General features: G+C 46.3%; 11 protein-coding genes, 2 tRNA genes and 1 pseudogene (1 of these 14 running past the window's edge). 8 read left to right on the top strand and 6 right to left on the bottom strand.

The genetic code is table 11. The features are described from left to right. The 6 genes and pseudogenes from COV46_08450 to COV46_08475 all read left to right on the top strand — a co-directional run. A pseudogene (locus COV46_08450) lies at window positions 1-272 on the top strand (hypothetical protein) (it extends 157 nt beyond the left edge of the window). Between the two features lie 11 nt (window positions 273-283). Then, complete coding sequence (locus tag COV46_08455; GenBank protein PIR16400.1) at window positions 284-502, top strand: hypothetical protein; 219 nt, start codon at window positions 284-286, stop codon at window positions 500-502. Between the two features lie 21 nt (window positions 503-523). Continuing rightward, window positions 524-1,555: a hypothetical protein gene (locus COV46_08460; GenBank protein ID PIR16401.1), complete on the top strand. Its 1,032-nt coding sequence runs from the start codon at window positions 524-526 to the stop codon at window positions 1,553-1,555. Then, window positions 1,552-4,512: a hypothetical protein gene (locus tag COV46_08465; GenBank protein ID PIR16402.1), complete on the top strand. Its 2,961-nt coding sequence runs from the start codon at window positions 1,552-1,554 to the stop codon at window positions 4,510-4,512. The genes COV46_08460 and COV46_08465 overlap by 4 nt, the downstream gene beginning before the upstream one ends. 6 nt (window positions 4,513-4,518) lie before the next feature. Further along, window positions 4,519-13,530 carry a hypothetical protein gene (locus COV46_08470; GenBank protein PIR16403.1) on the top strand — a complete coding sequence of 3,004 codons (9,012 nt, stop codon included), beginning with the start codon at window positions 4,519-4,521 and terminating at the stop codon, window positions 13,528-13,530. 9 nt (window positions 13,531-13,539) lie between these two features. Further along, window positions 13,540-14,832, top strand: coding sequence for a hypothetical protein (locus COV46_08475; protein ID PIR16404.1), 1,293 nt, complete (start codon window positions 13,540-13,542; stop codon window positions 14,830-14,832). A 279-nt stretch (window positions 14,833-15,111) separates the two neighbouring features. Here the strand turns inward: COV46_08475 and COV46_08480 are convergent. From COV46_08480 to COV46_08505, 6 genes are all read right to left on the bottom strand, one after another. After that, window positions 15,112-15,186, bottom strand: a tRNA-Val gene (locus tag COV46_08480). Between the two features lie 50 nt (window positions 15,187-15,236). After that, a tRNA-Ala gene (locus COV46_08485) sits at window positions 15,237-15,309 on the bottom strand. Between the two features lie 271 nt (window positions 15,310-15,580). After that, window positions 15,581-16,867, bottom strand: a complete 1,287-nt coding sequence (locus COV46_08490; protein PIR16410.1) for a cystathionine gamma-lyase — start codon at window positions 16,865-16,867, stop codon at window positions 15,581-15,583. A 57-nt stretch (window positions 16,868-16,924) separates the two neighbouring features. Beyond that, window positions 16,925-17,713, bottom strand: coding sequence for a hypothetical protein (locus COV46_08495; GenBank protein ID PIR16405.1), 789 nt, complete (start codon window positions 17,711-17,713; stop codon window positions 16,925-16,927). A 56-nt stretch (window positions 17,714-17,769) separates the two neighbouring features. Beyond that, window positions 17,770-18,930, bottom strand: coding sequence for a hypothetical protein (locus COV46_08500; GenBank protein ID PIR16406.1), 1,161 nt, complete (start codon window positions 18,928-18,930; stop codon window positions 17,770-17,772). A gap of 59 nt (window positions 18,931-18,989) precedes the next feature. Beyond that, window positions 18,990-20,015 carry a hypothetical protein gene (locus tag COV46_08505; GenBank protein PIR16407.1) on the bottom strand — a complete coding sequence of 342 codons (1,026 nt, stop codon included), beginning with the start codon at window positions 20,013-20,015 and terminating at the stop codon, window positions 18,990-18,992. Here COV46_08505 and COV46_08510 point away from each other — a divergent pair. Both COV46_08510 and COV46_08515 read left to right on the top strand, forming a co-directional pair. Further along, window positions 20,014-20,292: a hypothetical protein gene (locus COV46_08510; protein ID PIR16408.1), complete on the top strand. Its 279-nt coding sequence runs from the start codon at window positions 20,014-20,016 to the stop codon at window positions 20,290-20,292. The genes COV46_08505 and COV46_08510 overlap by 2 nt on opposite strands. A gap of 236 nt (window positions 20,293-20,528) precedes the next feature. Continuing rightward, window positions 20,529-21,125 (top strand): Zn-dependent hydrolase (locus COV46_08515; GenBank protein ID PIR16409.1); only part of this gene is annotated, 597 nt, incomplete at its 3' end.

Raw genomic sequence — 21,125 nt, forward strand, 5'->3', positions numbered from 1 at the left:
TAGGCACATATCTTAGAAACGCAGAAGCATTTAATCAAATAACGAAGGGACTTGGAACATCTTTCCTGTCAATTTTAACAAGTCAGAAAACTGGTTTAGCACCAGGACCATCAGACGCTGTTAGTTATTGGATATCATTCGCAATAGAGAAACCGATAGATATATACCGCTACTTTAATGAAGAATCATTACGTGAAAACATAACAGGTGAGGAAGTCGATAATATTTATTTGAACAGTGATGAAAATAATGGGCATCCAAAAAAGAACTAAGAGGTAGACAAATGAATCTTCGATGGCTTTACATTACTATTGGAATAATGTTGATTATAGATTTCCCACTAGCTATTTATCTTTATCATAAATCAGGTTATGTAAGGCCTTATATATACGAACCTGTATATGGGGAAAGCGGTAAAGCTGTGCTTGGAATATACGCTTTTACAGCATTGTTTGGTATTTATTTGATTATCATTAGTATTAAAAATAAAAATGGAAATTAAAAACAACAAAGGGGGAAAAGAATGAGATTCTATTATTATTTTATGTTGGTGTTGGCAATGGTCATTTTGCCGCGTTTAAGTGCAATATCGGAGGAGAGTGATTTAAGCCCTTCAGTTGCAATTTCTGATGATGGCAAGGTTGTTATTGCCATTCGGCCGTATTTTTCCAGAAAGGACAAGGGGGATTTTTATTTGTCTGGCAGTTTGAGCAAAACCATCCCGGTCGGAATGATGATCCAGAATTATAGCGACAGACCGATTTCAATTGATCGCATTAGCGTCAAGTCCTCGAAAGGCAGACGGATATATGTTCCGCAATATACCCCTTATGGAGACAGGACCGTCGGTGCTATTGCGGGAAGGGATTTTTTTACAGATGGCGAAGATTTAAATAAACTTCTTCATCAGAAGTATATGCCTTCCCAAAAAAGGCCGACTCTTGGAGTAAATGAGGTTTTTTATAAAGATAATTTGGAGCCAGGCGCATCTTTTTACGGACTGGTCTATCTTAGCAGGAGGGATAAGCATTTTGTGCCAATGTGGGTAAAAGGCATAGATGATTTGGCGTTCGAGGTCACATTCTATCGTAGCGATTCAGCTTCTCTACATACGGCTACGCTTTTTATTGATGACAAGAGCACAAATATAACGAAACGGTTTGAGCAGTCTAAAAAAGAGAATTGTAGGTTTCAGTGCAGTGGCGAACAATGTGATAAAATGTCGCCGACAGCCTTTCGCGACACACAAAAAGATCTTTTAGATTGTTTTGCCATGAGTCTTGGAAAAAACGGCAATAGACCGGCGACAGCTGATATGTGGGGGAAATATTCTGTTGCATGGATCAACTTCGATGCCGATGGAAATTACCTTTCCCACGAGTTGACCAAATCATCTAAGAATAAGCACATTGATGAGGCGCTTGATAAAGTGGCAAAAGGCATGGAGCATTGTGACTTGTCTTATGCCATGAAAGGAGAAACCCAATATAGAATTATGGGTGTAGTGGGAGATAGTGTGGCCGCAGAGGAATTGGAAGGCAGGGTTGAAAAATGAAAAAATTGGTGATATTTCTTATTTTGCTATGTCCCGGTTCGATTTTAGCGGGGAACAAACTGGACCCCTATTTTAATATTAGCGGCAAAATGGACGACTCATTTTATAAAACAATGAGTTCAGATCAGGGACTAATCCCGACGATAATTCAAACGAAATCTCCCAAAATAACTCGCATCTTCATTTCCGATAATGGCGGCATAATACATACAACCACAAAAAATATTATTACTGCAGATATTTCAAAAGACATTGTTCAAGAAATATCGGAGCGACCGGAAGTCGTTTATATTGAAGCGGCAAAATCATTGACGTTAAATCTTGATGAAAGTGGCGTATCAATCGGGGCTCCATCCGTTCATGCCGGCATGGCGAACAATACTCCGTATACGGGCAAGGGGGTTATTGTCGGAATTATTGATTCAGGTATTGATTGGGCACATAGCGTATTTAATGACGATAATGGCAACTCAAGAATTATTTCTATTTGGGATCAGACAGTCGGGAGCTCGGAGGGTTTTTCGGCACCGAACGATATTGAAAATTCATACGGTATAGAATGCCTTAATTCCCAGATTGAGGAGGGGAACTGCCCTTCGTATGATTTTGCCGGCCACGGTACTCATATTGCGGGGATCGTTGCCGGCAGGCATGATCGGTATAATGGCATTGCCCCCGATTCAGAATTGATAATCGTTAAGGTCACAGAAAAATTTGATTTTGCGGAATATGCGCCATCTCTGGATTATTGGGGTGCTTTATCAAACCGCATAATTGATGCCGCCAATTATATTTTTACGAAGGCCGGTTCCTTAGGCAAGCCCGCTGTTATCAATATCAGCTTGGGAATGCATTTTGGAGCCCACGATGGAACGTCTCTTCTGGAAGAGGCGCTAAATGATTTTTTGGATGATTTAGGCGGAAGAAGCATTGTTGGGTCAGCGGGAAATAAAAACCGCCAATCGGAGGGATATTTTGCCAGTATCCATGCCGGTGCGGCACTTACAGACGAAACAAAGGCGGTTGAGTTTCATGGGCTGGCTTCTCATGTGCATGGACTGATATTGGATATCTGGCAATCAAGCGATAGTAATATTTCTTTTGGGATAGGCGTTGATAATTATGATACCTATGAAGATACCGGGCTTGTGGCTTCAGGCGATATTTTCGATGCAATCACAGATGATGGGAAGTTAAGAGTTGTTATCGACTCTTCAGAAACGAATAATCCCCTTAACGGGAAGAAACATACCGTTGTTAATATCACGGCTGTGGAAGGCGATGCCGGTGCGGAAATTTCAACAGATAATTATGTATTCGATCTGATCGCAACCGGAAACGGAAGGTTTGACGCTTGGGTTGTGGATGGTGGAGCCCTTTTCGCAAAACGAGTTGGTAATTATAAAGCGACCGGTTACACTTATTTCGCTGGCGATAGCAAATTTACGGTTGGAATCCCATCAACAGCTAAAAATGTTATATCTGTAGGCTCTTATGCAAGCAGGTCTGATTTCTTCTTTTTGGATTCATCTTTATTCCCTGACGATTTTGATTTTACCGAAATTGGCGAAATTTCCCCATTTAGCAGTTACGGTCCATCCATTGCCCCTGAACAAACGGGCCAGAAACCAGAAATAACGGCACCGGGCGAATGGGTTATTTCCGCCCTTTCATCTCAAGCCGTTAATACTGCGATTCAAGCTGGATTGCCAATTGAACTTGATGGAACTAAATTTGCGGCTATGGACGGCACAAGCATGGCGGCACCGCATGTTGCAGGATCCGTTGCTTTGTTGTTTGAGAGAAACCCGGAATTGTCAGTCAACCAAATTAAAATGTTTTTAGAAAAGAATACAACTGACGATGAGTTTACAGTCACCCTGCCTAATAATCAGTGGGGATACGGCAAACTAAATGTTTTAAAAACGATGCAAAATTTTGACACGACAGATTTAAATACGCCGCTTCCCTTGGCGCAGGATGAAGTCCAAGAGACCGCATTCCAACCATATTTGAGCAATAGCGATGCGGGCGGTCTTTCGGAAGAAGGCAAAAGCGGTTGCTCGGTGTCTGGTGCAACCAAAATTAATGTATGGCCTTTTTTACTGCCACTTTTATTTATAATTGGGAAGTTTGTTTTCAGGAGAAAATTTCTTGGGGTTCTTATTTTGACGGTATTTTTATGCTCCTGCGGCTCATCTGGAGACGACGATAGTATATTACAGTTGTCAGAAAGTGGAACCCTTAATCTTGGAAGTGAAAGCCTCGAAATTGACACAGAAAAAATGATGGCAGTTTATACTTCCCATAACGATAATGGGGATAATGAGGAAATTATCGATCTGGTCCAGCTCTATATTCCCTTAAAACACTTTTTCGCAGGTGAAGAAATTGAGATCGGTTTTGATAATGCCTTTTCGGCAAATAACGACCAGGCATTTTTTAGCGTGCATGAATACAGAAAGGAACAAAAAGCAACTACATGTCCGGCGTGGGTGTCATGCGAACCTGATTATGTTCCAGTGTCAACATGGGTTGCCGTGAGCGGGCGTTTAAAATTAGATAAGGCATATGTATCAAATTTAAACACCGTTGGCAGTCTTGAAGATGTAAAATTGCGAAAATTAGACTTGGAAACAATGACCATAGATCGGGATGGCGAAGAAACTGCATTTGCAGGCGCTATCGATGCGGGAGTTTCAACCAATGTTTCAGAGCCTATTATTACCGAGATTTACCCTTTGACGGCCAGTCTTGGCTCGAAGGTAACGATTAAAGGATTCAATTTGTATGGAAAGGTAAGTTTTGAAAATTGCGGTCACTATTTTCCATTTGAGAGCATATCGGCAAACCAGATCGAGGTAACCATTGATGAATATTGCACTAATACACGTTTGCAGGTCGATAACGGGTATGGCACGGACAAAGGATATGCGCTTGAAATGGATGAACAGTAATATTTTATGAGACAACTGGTAACACTATTAGCCCTTTTAGCGGTGGCGGTTTTGGCCGCGCAGGATGGCTATGCGCGGTCGGCGACCGGTAATATCGATTCATCCATTGCGATCGAACGTGTGACCGTTTCAAACGATGGTAAATTGTATGTGTGGGATAAGGAAGGAAAACAGCTTGCAGGTTGGCCGAAGGATTTGTCAGCGCAAAAGCGCATCTTTTTATATGGTCCGAGGCTTCTAGATATTGACATAGACCAACAGGCAGAGGTGGTGGCTGTCTCGGAAGATAAAGATGGCGGCGATCTAAAACTGCATGTCTTCAAGGGAAACGGGGCAGAGCTTGCGAGTTGGAGTTTTGAACTTCCCGATGATGACATAGTTGAAACACCGCTCATTTCGGACATCAACCGCGATTCAAGTCCGGAGATCATCTATTCAACGACAAGCGGGGTGGTAAAGGTCTTTCGCAGGGATTTCAAATCTATTTCTGAATTCAAAAAGACCCTCGATACGATACCTCACCTAAACTGCGGGGATGTTGATAACGACGGGATGGATCAACTCTATGCCGCGTCCAGCAATAAGGTCTATGTCTGGGACGAATTCGGCAATATGACGGAGTTTTATAGTTTGCCTGATGGAGAGGAGATCATCGGAAATATTGTGATCAGAGATATCACAAGAGACGATTATCCGGAGATCATATTCAGCACAACCAAAGGACGGATATTAGGCGTTGACAAGAATGGCGCGCTTGTCATGGATAATAAACTGCCGAGCGGAATAAATATCATATCTGGGGTTATAGTTGATGACATTGATGTTGACAAGTTTCCGGAGATAATTGTCGCCACAGATAAAGGGGCGTTGCTTGCGTTTGAGGTAACGGGCGAGGCCGTTGCATCTTGGAGATATGATCTAGGTTACAGAGAACCTTCGCCCATCAACGGCGTCGTTGCCAACGATATCTATCGCGGGTTATTTTCAAGCAACACCGGCTGGGATCAGAATGTCATATATCGCACGAACCACAACAGATATTCGCGTATCAGGCTTGGCGAGAATGTGAGGGAATGGGATACGTTTGCTAATTTTGATTTTATCGAAATGATAGAGATATTCGATGTATTCTCATTCCCCAAGCCGTTCACGCCTAACGGAGACGGTGTCAACGATAACACGATCATTCATTACTGGTTATCTGATGAGGCGCTGGTGGCGCTCGATCTCTACGATTCTCACGAACATTTCATCTCCAGGATAAAGGAAAAGGAATTGAAGCCGGCGGGTGAGCATACCGACACATGGAGCGGCGTTGATACACGCGGGACAGTCACGGAAAATGATGATGCCTCGCTTGAAACAGGCCTATACATTATTAAAATTGTGGCCGAATCGAAAGATGGGTTTGTTAGCATCGCCAAGGTCAGTGCGATAGTTAACGGGATCAAGGCTGAGATCGAGATCCCAAAGGACGATAATGAAGAAGATGATATATATCCGAAGGTATTTGGAGAGGTTTCCCTTTCAGGGATCGCCGTTGACCCGAACTTCGGCGAAGATAACCTCGATGCGGATTTCCAGTCATACAAATTGTATTATAGGCCGGGCGTATGGGATGTAACGGCCGAAGATGCGGCGAATGTCGGCAAGGCCGGCTCTTCATGGCTTCCGCTTATTGTTCCGTTGCAACACCAGTGTTCGGCAAATAATTTTAATGAGCCGAATGATGCGCTATATCCCGTTTCAAATGTTTCGTGCCGGCCGGTTCAGCATGGCGCGCTTGGAATATTTGATGCAACCGATACAGAAAAGATCCCAAATAGTGAATACACGCTCCTCTTAAAGGTCATGGATAGCAATGGAAACACACCGGACAAGCTTAGTTACGACACGCTGGTTGTAACAATTGCGAACGCAAAACCAACAGACCCATATGACGCAAGTGATCCATACGATATAAATAATCCTAACAATCCAAAATATAAGGGACCGGACATCGTAAATGCCGCGATTACAAATACGAATATAGATCAGAATAATTCCACAACAACGATCTCTTATTCACTGGAGAATGAGACATCGAACGTCCACATTACGATTTTTCAATATAACAGCGGTGTTTACGGTCCTGCGGTGGCCGTCTATTCCTTCAACGATCAGGCTCCAAATGATGCCGGTAATCCAAAGTATAGTTTTACATGGGATGGAAAGAATACATTGGATAGAAATGTCAGCGGGGGTGAATACAGAATAAGGATCGAGGCCCATGCGGTGGATGGGACGGGTGTTGATATCGATGATTCGCTTGGCCTGACCGTTGCGAAGGGCTTTGCCGCAACCGACATCTTAAATATCACCAAATTCAGTGCAACGCCGGCCCATTTTGATCCAATTGGTTTTGGTGCCAACCTTGAAGCGGAAAAGACTTTCTTGAGCTATGAACTGACCAAGGAGGCAAAGGTAACGACACAGGTTCTCGTAGCCGCTCCCGGGGGCGGATATGTCGTCCAAAAAGTTTTGACGAATGGCGTGATAAAGAAACACGACGATGGCAGTGAATATTGGGCCGGCACAGGGGACAACGGCCTTATCCTGCCTGTCGGTGCCGATTATATCGTTCGTTTGACGGCAGAGAGCATTGATGTCGGCAATGAGGCAGTGATAACCAAAGATATCGCGGTGCACCTTGACGCCTCTTCATTAAATAGCGGGCTTGTGGCTAACATTACACAACTTAAAGGTGATGACGGTGAGATAGTGAATGAAGGCGATGAGCTTTCGGCGATGGAAGGGAACCCCGATTTCCTCTGGCGCGCCAAGGGGAACGGGTATATCGAGATGCCGTTCGATTATACTATTGGCGCGAAGGGGAAAGAAACATATTATATTTATACCTCAAAATCAGTTTCGGACAAGACTGTTATATGCGAAGATGCCGAAATAGGCGGTGGGGGAGGCGGAGGTGGCGGTGGTGTTAATCCAAAGATTCCAGTAGTTAATCTAAACGTTTCATTAGGCAGTGGTTATTCTGTCGATGAGTTTGGGATAATGACCAACGGTGCTGAAGCTAACATCCAAAATAAAAGTTTTAGCAGTGGAGTTGAGTCATTTCAAATTCCGCCCGCCATGGAGCATATCGCTCCATTTGGTGGCAAATCACTTAAAAGTGGTAATTCAATCAGCTTCACTGCCCAGTCAGCCGTACCAATTGGACCAGGTATTTTAGATAAATGTGTAATGACCGGCAACGATCCTGGTTATCAAAAGGATATATGGCTGACCATCTGTAATAAATGTCATCTCTACACAGGTGATAATTATTGCACCCCTGGTTATCCACCATCTGGAACTGTTGTTTACGATTGTGGAACAGTAACTGCGTATGCCGACGGCAAGAAGCTTACTTCTAGAGATTGGGGCCCCGATTCATCCTCTGGGAGTTATTCTATTACAAGCACGGTCAATAATCCCAGCAATAATTTTGCGCAATATACAGGCCAGGTTGGAAGCGGCCAGGCTGATACAATATCCGCCTCGATTTCAAGCTATGGCCTCACGACCTCCAATAAGATAAACGGCATAACCTCATCTGGTTCTTCTGGCGGCTCCACAATAACACTGCCCGGATTACAGACATGGCTAACCGACGGCAAGATATCGGCGTCAGTCTATTCCGCTAATGCTTATAATACCGATCAGCACGACCCATACCTTTCCAGTGCGCCATACAAAAAGATTTGGGGAAACTATAAGGACTTTAACGAGGAATACTATCACGCAACAACGGACAACATAAATATCTATAACGGTTACAAAACAAATATATTCAACGGTAACCCCGGGAGGAATCTGTATAGTTTTTCAGATGTTGTCCGTCTTACAAATTGGGATCTGGATATTCGTTATCCAAACGTGTCTATAAGCGAGCCGGACGGTGATAATGCATGGGACGTCTTTAAAGTTGATCAGTTAAGTGTAACGCCGGCCGGGGTTAAAGGGACGCAAAATTCCAATATTGATGACTATTTCCGCCTTAGGCTCTTGCCGGAGGCGGCGCCGAAAAAATTCGTCGAGATATGGGGAAGCGCCGGCGCCAATTATGAACTCTATTATTATGACGCAAGCAAGGCAACTCCAAAGTGGTATTCCATCGAATCGCGAACGTCTAATCCGGTAAGTAACGGCATCCTTGCCCACTGGGATGTGACAAGGTTGAATGGCGAAAATTACACGGTCGTCCTAAAGACGAAGAGCGGCGGCAATGTTAATATTGATAAGTTCGATATCGGCATCGGGACAAAGGTTGATACCTCGACTCTCGGACAGAATGATTTTGTGCGGGTCTATACCCCGTTCAAGCGGGCATCTCTTGTCTTTGGCGCAGGGGCATTGCCGAATGGCTCGGAGCTGGTCACTATCAACAGCGTAAAGCCCGGCGAGGCAGATTTCAAACTACCCACCGGGATCGCCCCGCTTGGCCCAATATTCGATATCAAGCCGGATGATATAAAAATCGATCCCGATCACCACGTTCAACTGGAGATAACCTATACACCGTCCGAACTTAAAGACGCCTTTGGCGTTGCCGATGCCTCGGAGCTTACTATTTACAATCTGGCCGGCGATGAAGCTATAGATGGACTTGCGACGGTCGTGACCTTCGACAACATGGATGATGATGATCCGAATAATGACGTCTGGAGGTTTACGGCGAGCTTGGAACATTTTTCACAATACTTTCTTGCAAAAAAGATCGCCGGATATTTTTACATCGAGTCGCCCACCTCCGATCGGTCCATCAGCGGTTTGATAAATATTATCGGCAGGGTTGAGGTCGAGCCGCGGCCGGTGGATGCACCAGATGTTCCAAAGCCGCTGGCCAGCATTACATCTCTTGAGATCAGTTATTATCCCGAAGGGAACCCTTCTTCGAAGACAAATATCTATAGCAAGTCGGAGGCGAATTCCACAACGGCGTTCTCTCAAATGAGTATTGAATGGGATGTAAGCGGTCTCAACGGAAACTATATCTTAAGATTCGATGCCAAGGGGCCGCAGGGGGCAACTGCAACCTATGACTTGCCGGTGGCCATAGACAACACCCCTGCGCAATCCTCTCTGATCATTAACGGCAAGGCGGTTGCCGATGGAGGCACGGTATATTCGGCAAGTGGAGTCGTCATAGAGATAAAGACATCCGATTCGGCCTCTTCGGGGTGGCAGTCCGGTGTTAAATATATTGAATATGCCGTCGATGGAGGCGAATATGTAAAATATGAACAGCCTTTCAATCTCTTCCTTGAGACCGGAACGCATACTATTGTCTATCATGCGGTAGATAATAATAATAATCTTGAGAGCGATAAGTCGGCCAGTGTCATAATTCAGGAGAAGATGAGCGATGAAGAGTCAAGCGGCATCGTGTTAAATCTGGTAACAGAAGGGCCTAAGCATAACCCCGCCAACCAAACATGGGTCAATGATGAGACAATATTCTCCATAACTTCGGCAGGAGGTGCGATCGACCATATCAAATATCGAGTTGATGGATCGGAATATCAAGTTTATGGCGAGTCGTTCTCTATTCAATCGGGAGAGGAAGGCCTTTATATCATCGAATATTTTGCGGTGGACCAATTGGGCTTGCGCAGTCCTATTCAAACACGAGAAATGTTATTAGATATCTCTCCGCCTGCAAGTTCTATGAGCATCGATGGATTATACCAAGAATCGGGCGGCAAATTGATCGTAACTCCGGAGACGAAGCTTTCTCTAAATGCGGTTGAAGCCGGCGATCCCCCGTCCGGCCTTGACAGGATCGAATATAAGATCAGCGATGATGTGTGGCAGATATATAAAGAACCGTTATCGGTCGATAACGATGTAATGCTATTGTATCGTGCCGTAGATCATCTCGGCAATACAGAAGAGGCACATACCGTAAATATCAAGATAGACGATGTTGCCCCGTCGTTAAGCGTGATAAGCGCGCCAAGCGTTATCTCCCCAAATGATGACGGCCGGCACGACACGGTTGAATTTGTCCTAAAGGTGATAGATAACGTTTACAATAAGCTATATCTGGATGCGGTTCTTAAGGATCAAAATGGAGTTGTTTACAAGGTGTTTGAAAAGATGGAGTTGCAACCGGGAGAAAACAAACTTATATGGGATGGAAAAATAGACGGGGATATTCTTACAGAGGGCATCTATTCTTATGATATTGTGGTCCTTGACGCAGGTCAGAACCAGTCGGGAGCATATAACGGCACATTGGTCTATGACCTGACGCCGCCGGAGGTCAATGTCCTTAACGGTATTGTAAAGACGTTCTCACCAAATGGGGATGAACTTTTGGATGTCTTGCAGGTAGATTACACGGTTTCGGACAATCTCTTTAGCAAAGATATATTTGTAGAGCTTTTGATCTCTTCTCAAGGCGAATTTGAGATATTAAAAGGACACGATACGGTCTCTACACCGCCCCTTGAACATACGCTGTCATGGAACGGTACCAATGCCGCAGAGAATGGCGTCTTTGATGGCAATTATGTCTTCCAAGTAATGGCGGAAGACCCGGCCGGCAACAGGTCAAACCATGCGGATGGCTCTGCCGAAGCGCTTGGCGAGGTCTTTGTGGATCGCCAGCCTCCGGAGACAGAATTGTCAATAGAGGGGAAAGGCCATGACGACGGCGAGATATTATGGGGCGGGGCGGCTTCGCTCGTTAGGCTTGAGGCAAAGGATCCCACCCCCGCCTCTGGCGTTTCAAAAACCGTCTATTCATTCGATGGCGGGGCGGAAAATGAATATAAACTGCCGTTCGGTATCCCAAAGGAGGACGTAACCTATAAGATCAGTTATCATGCAGTGGATGCGATCGGAAACATCGAAAAAACTAAAGATAAAAATATCCGTTCAGATGTGAGCCCTCCCGCGACCTCGATAGAGATCGGCACACCGCAGGAAAAAGACGAGAAGGGAAATCTATACATATCTCCAAATTCTGCGGTCGAACTGGCTTCAGAAGACGGCGCCGGGATCGGAGTTGAGGATGTCTATTTTGAGATCAAAGGCGTCAAAGAACCTTCGGAATATAGCACAGAGATCAATCTAAAAGGGCTTGGAGATGGCTATTATGACCTGCTCTATTGGTCCAAGGATCATCTGGACAATGAGGAGAATAAGCACAGCCATGAGATTATGTTGGATGGCACTCCCCCTGTAACTGATATTGTTATTGGGGAGCAAAGCGTCGTGGATAAAGATAATTCCGCCACATATATTACCTCAAAGACCCCGATATCATTCGCGGCGGTGACGGAGAGGAACGATCTGGACAAGACGGAGTATAGGATCAACGATGGAGATTGGCTCCCCGCCGACACATTTAGTCTGGGCACGGAAGGGGAATATAATATTTCCTTCAGGAGCTATGACAGATTAGGAAATGTAGAGGCCACTAAAACCAGTAAAATTATAGTTGATAATACCCCGCCGGCGCCGACATTGGAATTGAGCCAAAACGGCGGCGGAAGCATAAATTATGTCACGGGGGCAACGCTTATAAGTATTGGCGGGATCGATGCCAACTCGAAACTTGCCGGTGTGGAATACAGCATAGATGGCGGTCCATTCGTTACCTATACAGGCCCATTCTCGCTGAACGAACTTGCGGCAGGGACACACGTTATCAACTTTAGGGCCTATGACAGGCTTGGCAATGTCTCGGAAGGAAAGACATATGTCGTTCAATTGATAGATATAGTCATAGAAAGGACCACAAGCCAAATTCCGCGAATATTGGCCTTCATGTTGCAAACACATGACATCAGGACCGAAGATCCGAAGCCCAATGAGCAATTAATGCAGGTTATCAAGAACGAGATCGGCGGTTACGTTACGATAATCAACGGCGATCATAGAGATCCGGCAACGGTAGAAAAATTTATCGCCGAAATGCGGTCCGATAAATATACAACTTATGTTCTTGCAACCGATGCCTATACAGTTAAATTTTATGATTCTGCGAAGATTATAGATATGTTGAAGGAGTTAAAGGCAAGGGTGTATAAAGGGGATGCCTTGGTCCTTTTGACCGGTTACAGCGATATTACCGATCAACCATGGATCGATTTTGTATCCGATTTCGCAGGCGACACTCAAAACAACATTGCGGATGTCTTTGGAGGCAGAGAGAAAGACGTCGGACTTATCGTCAGTAATTACGGTAGGGGAACGGTTGCAAACTTTGGCGCCGACCTTGGGAGAATGGCGTTTGGAGGAGGCCCCGATTATTCTACAATTACCTCCGGCCTGGCAATGGTTATGAGGGAGATAATGCCTAAAGAGGAAGAACTTGATGCCGGCGAAGTTGTTGATATCACGTATGAATTTAAAAATAGTGGAGATCTCTCGGTTGCTGTCAAGGCAGTTGAATCATTCCCCGAAGGATGGATCGAAACAAGGTCAACTATCGGCGAGGTTCCGGTAATTTCGAGAAATTTTGACCTTACGATCCCAGCTAATGATTCCGTGAAAGTGGATTACTTATACAGGCCAAAGGCCTCTATTGGAGACTATAACTTTAAGACAAATATTAATGCACAATGGTCCGACAACCTTGTTTCTTCTGCGGAACTCATTGCTCCATATTCTATTAAGAATGATATCTTCAGCCTTATAGATAGAGCAATGATCTATAATTTGCCTGATATTTCAGATCGCCTGCTGATGGTTAAAAAGCGGTTGCTCTTAGGCGCAGGGACGATAGGCACCGATAATGACATAAACGAAATGATAGGCCTTGTGCTGGAGGCCATTGATCTGGCGGGTTCCCCGGATGTTAGGTATCAACTTTGTGAGATTGTGGAAAGTCTTGGCGCTATGCAGGCTGTCAAGAGCTTGGAAGCCGATGTCTCTGTCGGTCTGGGCGATCCAAATGACCCGTCATCTTATCATGGGGATACGTCTTCAGACCTTGGTTCCGGCGGTGGCTGTCAGCTGATCAGGTGAGCATTGCTAATGAAAAGCGATAAGAAACATATTTTTTTCTGTTTAAGTGTTATTCTTTTTACAACAGTGTGTTTTTTCGGCGACTTAAAGGCAGATGGAACCGGGATTAAAGGATATAATCAGCAACTTTTTCGCCCACAAACGGATGGATACGGCCTTTTCAACGTAAGTGGCTCAAAAGTTCTCCCTCATTTAAAATTTTCAGCAGGTTTTGTTGCCAATGTTAGCAAAAACAATGTCAATGTTGATATGCCGGCAAGGCTTTCCTCGATAAGGCTAATTGATACTGACGTAGCAGGAGATTTCAACGCGGCTCTGGGGCTTTTTAATTTCATGGATGTTGGTTTGAATGTGCCCGTGGTTTTTTATGAGCAAGGGACAAACTACGATACCCTTCAAGATTATACCGCCTCTGCGCTTGGCGATATGAGGCTTGATGTTAAATTCAACCTGCTCGATGATAAAAAAGGATCGATCGGGCTTGCATTGATGTCGGTCGCTGGATTTCCGACCGGCAGTAGATATAAATTTACCGGCGATGACGGGCCTACGTGGGAAGGGCGGCTGGTTTTGGACAAGACGATCAAGCGTGTTTCATTTTTTGTGAATGCCGGATACCGGTTTAGAAAAGAAGAGCAGATTCTTCTAACGCAACTTGATAATAATTTAACATTTGGCGGAGGTTCTTCTTTCAGATTGCCATTCGATGGAGATAGATGGCTTTTGACGGCTGAAATTACCGGAGAGGCAGTTGCCAAAAACATAGAAAAGAACACTACGCCGACGGAGGTTTGGGGAGGCATTAGAAGGGAATTTGATTCCGGGATGTCGCTCAATTTTGGCGGCGGGAGGAGGATATTTAATGCAATAGGGGCCTCGGATCTAAGACTCTTTGCGGGGATTTCGTTCAGCTTGGCAAGACGAGATGAGGCCATTGAAAGAAAAAAAGCTACTGTTAAGGGGGAGATTGTCAGTATAAAACAAAATGTATATTTTGCCTTTGACAAGGCCAAGATAGATGCAAAGGACTATCAAGTTTTGGAAGGATTGGTATCTGCCCTGCACGACAATATGGAACAAAAGGTTGAATTAAGCGGCTACACCGACAATGTGGGGACGAAGGCATATAATAAGGGTCTAAGTATGAAGCGAGCGATGAGTGTTAAAGATTTCTTGATCAAGAATGGCATTCAGGCCGACCGGATAATCGTAAAGGCCTTTGGAGAAGATAACCCCGCCGAATCAAATAGTTCACGAAGCGGAAGAAGCAAGAATCGCAGGGTTGAAATTTCCTTAAATTAGGATTTGAAGTATTGAAGTGAAAGATCACGAACGCCGTCTGTTGAAACCAAGTTCGACCTTGCTCGGGGCATAAGAACCGCTAACTAAGCTCCCCGGCCAGTCCTTGGCCTGCGTCTCGCCAAGCGGTTCTAATGTGGGCGATACAGGACTTGAACCTGTGACCCCTGCTATGTGCCCCCTTCGGGGACCCATGGTTCTAAGGACTCGCATTCCGTCTAAAGCCGGACCGCTCGCCTAAGAACCATGTGAAAGCAGTGCTCAATTGCCAAGATACCGCATCGGTGGGCGATACAGGACTTGAACCTGTGACCCCTGCTATGTGAAAGCAGTGCTCTACCACTGAGCCAATCGCCCACCGATGCGGCGTCCTTCATTGAGCCAATCGCCCTTCATTGTATGCTGTGTGGAGGCGATCGGGATCGAACCGACGGCCTCCACGTTGCGAACGTGGCGCTCTCCCAGCTGAGCTACGCCCCCACACAACATGCAATGAACGTGGGAGCCCTTATATCCCTAAGGCCTAAAAAAACAAGTGGATTTTTAATGGGCGGTGGAACACGGAACAGACATCGTATCCCCCTTATAAAGAGGATAAGGTATATGTTGGATAGAGAATGGAGGGAGTTGAAGAAAGAGTCATCCACACCCCACGCGCACCGGCTAACCTTCGGCGCCGGCGCGTGAGGTATGGATAACTCACTCGTTCGCTGAATATAAAAAACAGGCGATGGCACGATCATTAGCTTTACTATATCTGCTCTAACCCGCGCGTAAGCTCTTCCTTTAGCATGACAACGTCTTCAAGACCCACTGACAATCTGATGCCGCCGGGTTCAATGCCTCCTTTTACCTGCTCTTCAAGCGGGATCGCAGAGTGAGTCATCGATGATGGATGCTCTATGAGAGTTTTTACGCATCCAAGGCTCACGGCAAGCGTGTAGGTCACCGAATTTTTGGCAAGCCAGTCGATAAGTTTTGAGCCCTTCTTCTTGGCCTCCTCCGGTTTCCCTTTTATGATGAAATACAGGAGCGGCCCCGGTACGAATGATCCGTCATAACTTTTCATCTGTTTTTTGGCCAGCGCATGATGCGGGTCCGACTCAAGTCCTGGATAACGTACATTCCTGATTTTTGGATGGGCCATAAGGAAGTGGGCGAGCTCAGTAGCCGATCTTGTCTGCTGGCGGAGTCTTGTTGCAAGTGTTGGAAGGCCGTAGACGAGTATTGGCCATGCGCTCCTTCCGTGGAGCGAGCCGCCGAAATCTTTTCTGTAAATGAGGAGGGGGTTGTAAAGTTCCTTTGGGACTATCACGATGCCACCCATGCTGGTATTGAACCCGCAAATATGTTTTGTGAGACTTGCGACGACGATATCCGCTCCAAGTTCCAACGGACGCTGGCAGAACGGAGAGGCGAAGGTGTTATCTACCACAATATATACTTTTTTATCTTTGGGTCGGTTCTTGTTTATCTCGGCCGCCTTTTTTGAGATCTCTGCGATATCTAAAATTTCCAATGTGGGATTTATCGGTGTCTCAAAATAGATCACACGCGTGTTCTCTTTGATGTTATTTATCCATGCGGCGTCCTTTACCATGTTAACGAAGGTGCAGCTGACGCCGCGTTTGGGCATCCAGTTCGAGAATAGGGAATAGGTGCAGCCGTATATCGAATCGTGGCTGATTATATGGTCGCCGGTATTTGTAAGAAGCGATACGATGGCAGAAATGGCGGCCATTCCTGTGGAGAACGTGAGGGCGCTTTCACCGCTCTCTGCCGCCGCCAGCCTGTCCTCAAGCATTCCGCAGGTAGGTTCTGCAAGGCGCTCGTAGATGTAGATAGGATGGTCCATTGAATCCATCAAATGCGAATAAGACGAGAAACCTTCGGCCCCGCGCTCGGCGCTTTCAAGCCTATAGGTCACCGACTCGGTTACCGGAGGATTTAAATGATGGCTGTAGTCCCAGCGCGGGGAGACATCGTCTCCGTGGATGAGGTAGGACTCCATGTGTTTTGGTGGTTGTTTCCTGGTCATAAAGGACTCCAGTTTTAAGATAGCGAAGCGAGATGCAAGAAGCATGAAGCAGGATGATCATGTTTCTTGCTTCTTGCCCCCTGCTTCCTGATTCAAGTTGTTATATGGACACGCGTTCTGGCATATGTCGCATCCGCCGTCCTTCTTTTCGATGAAGAACTTGTATGAGATGCACTTTCGTGCGTCAAGTGTATAAGGTTTTACAAGGGCGCCGGATGGGCAGGCGTCGATGCACGCGGTGCAGGAGCCGCAGCCCACATTGTCATTGTGAGTCCGCCATGGGCGGGCGAAGCAATCCCCTGAATTCAATTGTGTGCGGGAGATTGCTTCGGTCGCTTCGCTTCCTTGCAATGACACACTTGTCAGCACAACTCCCAGCGCCAACTGTGAGCCGTGTGTAGGCGATATGAGGAGCGTGTTCTTTCCGATAAAACCAATGCCGGCGCTGGCAGCCCACGCCTTTTCAAGGATCGGACCAGTATCTACGTAGCATTTGAACTCTGCATCTGGATGTTCTTTTTTTAGTTCGGAGACGATCGACTCCAGCTTTTCCATCATTATAACGTGATAATCCTCATGCTGAAGATAACGGGGACACACACTTAATTCAGGAATTAAGTGTGTGTCCACGGACTTGGGCATGTCATTATACCTCGTTGCGGCGATTATCACTGTTTTGCACGATGGCATTATCTTGCGGGGGTCGCATCTTCTTGCCGGATCTCTGGTAAGGAAGGACATTTGGCCATTATAACCCTTGTCCAGCCAATCTCTTAGATGTTGAAGGTCATCTAAAAGAAGAGATGCTCTGATGTGGCGCACGTCTATAAAACCTTTTATATTCATAGACTACCCGCTCATCCTGAGCTTGTCGAAGGATGAATATTTATGGTTCGACAGGCTCACCATGAGCGTGTTCTTTTCATGATCATCTCTGCCGCCATTCTCCCTGCCGAAGAGGCGCACGTCATGCCGCGGCCGCCAAGCGCTCCGAGCCAAAAGAGGTTCTTCGTCTTTTTGTCGAATCTGATAACGGGTCTCTTGTCGGGTGCAAATGTCCTGCAGCCGCACCATTCGCGGGCTATCGATACGTTGGAAATGGCAGGGCAATATTTTAGTAGTTTTTCGGCCAAGAGTTCCTTGATCTTGGGATCGACAAGCGGCGCACCCGGTCTAACCTCATCTTCATCGCAGGCGCCAAGGAGCAGTCCTCCCGATTCCGGTCTGAAATAGAACTGATTCTTTACATCCCAGACAAATGGCCAGTTGGAATCGGCCTCTTTCATGGGAGGTGTGGAGAACAGATGGCGCCTGAAAGGTTTTATAAGAAGGTCCTCACTTCCTGCAAGGGTCGCAATCTCCTGCAGCCACGCCCCGGAAGCGTTGACGATGATGTTGGAATTAATTTCGAATGTTTTGCCTGTCATTGCGAGCGTAAGCGAAGCAATCTCCCGCCGGGGATTGCTTCGGGCCGGCGCCCTCGCAATGACATTAAATTTTACAATATTGCAGCTTGTCAAAAATCTTACACCATTTGCCTTTGCCCCGTTTATGAACGCCCACAGATATTTGTGGATATCCACTATCCCGTCGGTCGGGGTCCAGAGAGTCTCTTTAAATTGTGCGCTCTCAAGGGGCGGCACCATTTTAGAGGCCACTTTTTTGGATATTATCTTATGATGGGGGCCAATGATATTTTTAGGAGCGTTTAAAAGGAGCGAGCCTTTGTGTTCGATGATAGGCCCGTCTACAAATCCCCTTGGAGGGTTCGTAATGAAATCGACCCCTTCGCTTGCAAGTGGTGCGACCTTTTCATCCTCTTCGAACCTTCGGGCAAACCCTGCATTAAGGCCGGAGGCGTGGAGCCCCGGCATCTCTTCGCGCTCGATGACCGTGACATCTTTAGCTCCGAGGCGCGCAAGCCACCATGCGCAGGAAGCACCTGCAAAACCGGCACCTATTATAACGATAGACATCTCTTGATGAAGGTTATTCCATGGCTCGTTATTTTTCAAGTAGTTATAAATTTCATGCATGAAACTAGAAAACGGCGGGCTTTTCATGGCCCGCCGTTGTCGTGCGTATATGGGTGTCAATTTTTCAGGTTGTTAGATAGTTGCTCCTATTCCCCCTCCGGTTGGATCGTGCTGTAGCAGTCGATCCATCCACGGCTCATTGAACCATATTGGCTGCAAGCAGCGTCCATTTCGGACCCCGAAATCTCCGGGAGATCCACGGCAACTGCTTCATCGTCACTGCAATCCCACGTCTGAGCGGCAGTAAAGCTGATACTGACCGATGATGCCGCTGTAGGAATGGTCCCCGCGGCCGCAGCTGCATAGAAACTGCTGTCTGAAGTCGGATTAACTGCTGCTAGCGTGTCGCCAAGCCATGCAAAAACTTCCGCAGATGGGTCATATGTTCCAGAACCCAGCGGATTACTCCACGTGTATTGCAAATCCACATTGACCGCGCCGTCGCCCATCGCTAGATTGGTAATGACCGCGCTTGTGTCGCCAAGCATCTCACCTTCTCCGTACGCTTTTTGCTCATATGATCCAATATTGCCCTCGTTGCTATAAGTGCCCTTTTGGTAACCGCTGATCGTAAAAGCGCTTGGTGTCTGCACAAGTGTCGCCTCCTGCCAATTCGTGTTGCTGTCATCTCCCGTTGCGCCGCCGGTATTTTTCATGGAGATGGTTTTTTCCGTAAAAGCACCGTTCGCATCAAGAGTTCCTGTCACTACTACCTGATGACTTCCGCTCCATTGGGCGCTTACGAAATTGCCTATTGCCGCCATTGAAAAAGCGGAACCGTTGATGGTTTGATCCGTATATTCGTTCTGGACGTTTGTTCCGGTGTCGTTACTGCACATGAACATCTTGAACGATACTATATTGCCTGCTGAATCCTTTGCTATCTGCATCTTGATCTTGCTCGGTCCTTCACTGTATTCCCCCTCGTCTGCCGCGAAGGACATATTGAAGATGTGAGGTTGTCCATCGTAGAGATCGATATCATCACCATTGGCGTCTCTAAGGCCGACGAATGAATCGTTCATGCTCTTGACATAGCATAATATTTGATCTGCCTGCGCAGCAGAGACGATAGAATCCTTCACCACATTGAACGTCTCGCACGCGGCCATGCTACTTGCCGAACTAAAACTGCTCGACGTTGTCGTAAGAAGATTTGCCCCCGTTGCGGCCGCCTTGGAGACCTCTTTTGATAAGCTGGCGGATGTCGAGGTCATAGGACTTGTCGCACTTGGCAATCCCGACACGTCGGTTATTGCCGGTGTGCTGCTACTTTCGGTGCCGGAGCTCGAGCTACCGCCGCATGATGCGACGAAGGCGAGCATTGCTACCAGCCCTACCATTGATATTATGTTCTTCATAAACCCTCCTTTTTTCGAAAGCCGATAATAACACATTTTATTCGGCGTGACCAAACATTTTTACCCTTTTGCCTCCTTTCGCCCTTGATACAAGCAAGAGGCGTGCCAGTTTAAGGTTTGTAAAAGGCTGAATTTGAAGGGGTTATTATTATGACGGTCCGTCAGGGTGGGTGTTTTTTTACTTAAGGGGGTAAAATTATACCCTCATAAAAAATTGACACATATGGGGCAAAATTATATGTGTAAGAAATAGGAGAGTAGACTATGATAAAATGGTTTTCACACGCAAGTTTTCTATTTGAGGGCTCCAAAATTATCTACACAGACCCGTGGGAGCTGAAACGCTCTGAGCTCAAGGCCGATATGGTCCTTATAACCCACGATCACTTTGATCACTGCGCGCCGGGGGATGTGGAGAGGGTGTCAAAACCGTCCACGGTGGTGGTTGCTCCAGCAGATTGTATAAAGAAACTGGAAGTAGGAGGCTTGAAGCTCGAGATGAGGGCGGTAAAGCCCGGCGAAACCGTTACGGTTGCCGATGTAAAAATAGAAGCAGTGCCGGCATATAACGTAAATAAGCAATTTCATCCCAAGGTTAATAACTGGGTTGGCTATATCTTTACGCTTGATGGAGAGAGAATATATCAGGCTGGAGATACCGACGCGGTTCCTGAAATGAACGATATCAAAGCGGATATGGTGATCCTCCCGGTTGGTGGTACATATACAATGACCGCAGAAGAGGCTGCGGGCGTTGTGAATAAGATAAATCCCAAGCTCGCCATTCCGATGCATTTTGGAAAGATAGTGGGAAGCGAAGAAGATGCCGAAAAGTTCAAGAAACTCGCCATGTGCGAAGTG

The organism is Deltaproteobacteria bacterium CG11_big_fil_rev_8_21_14_0_20_49_13, from assembly GCA_002796305.1.
Taxonomy (GTDB): Bacteria; UBA10199; UBA10199.

Excerpts from the sequence above, each read along its gene's own strand:
- COV46_08455 (PIR16400.1), top strand. The coding sequence starts at position 284 with ATGAATCTTCGATGGCTTTACATTACTATTGGAATAATGTTGATTATA.
- COV46_08510 (PIR16408.1), top strand. The coding sequence starts at position 20,014 with ATGCTACTTGCCGAACTAAAACTGCTCGACGTTGTCGTAAGAAGATTT.
- COV46_08460 (PIR16401.1), top strand. The coding sequence starts at position 524 with ATGAGATTCTATTATTATTTTATGTTGGTGTTGGCAATGGTCATTTTG.
- COV46_08505 (PIR16407.1), bottom strand. The coding sequence starts at position 20,015 with ATGGCCGCGTGCGAGACGTTCAATGTGGTGAAGGATTCTATCGTCTCT.
- COV46_08470 (PIR16403.1), top strand. The coding sequence starts at position 4,519 with ATGAGACAACTGGTAACACTATTAGCCCTTTTAGCGGTGGCGGTTTTG.
- COV46_08465 (PIR16402.1), top strand. The coding sequence starts at position 1,552 with ATGAAAAAATTGGTGATATTTCTTATTTTGCTATGTCCCGGTTCGATT.
- COV46_08495 (PIR16405.1), bottom strand. The coding sequence starts at position 17,713 with ATGAATATAAAAGGTTTTATAGACGTGCGCCACATCAGAGCATCTCTT.
- COV46_08500 (PIR16406.1), bottom strand. The coding sequence starts at position 18,930 with ATGAAAAGCCCGCCGTTTTCTAGTTTCATGCATGAAATTTATAACTAC.
- COV46_08475 (PIR16404.1), top strand. The coding sequence starts at position 13,540 with ATGAAAAGCGATAAGAAACATATTTTTTTCTGTTTAAGTGTTATTCTT.
- COV46_08490 (PIR16410.1), bottom strand. The coding sequence starts at position 16,867 with ATGACCAGGAAACAACCACCAAAACACATGGAGTCCTACCTCATCCAC.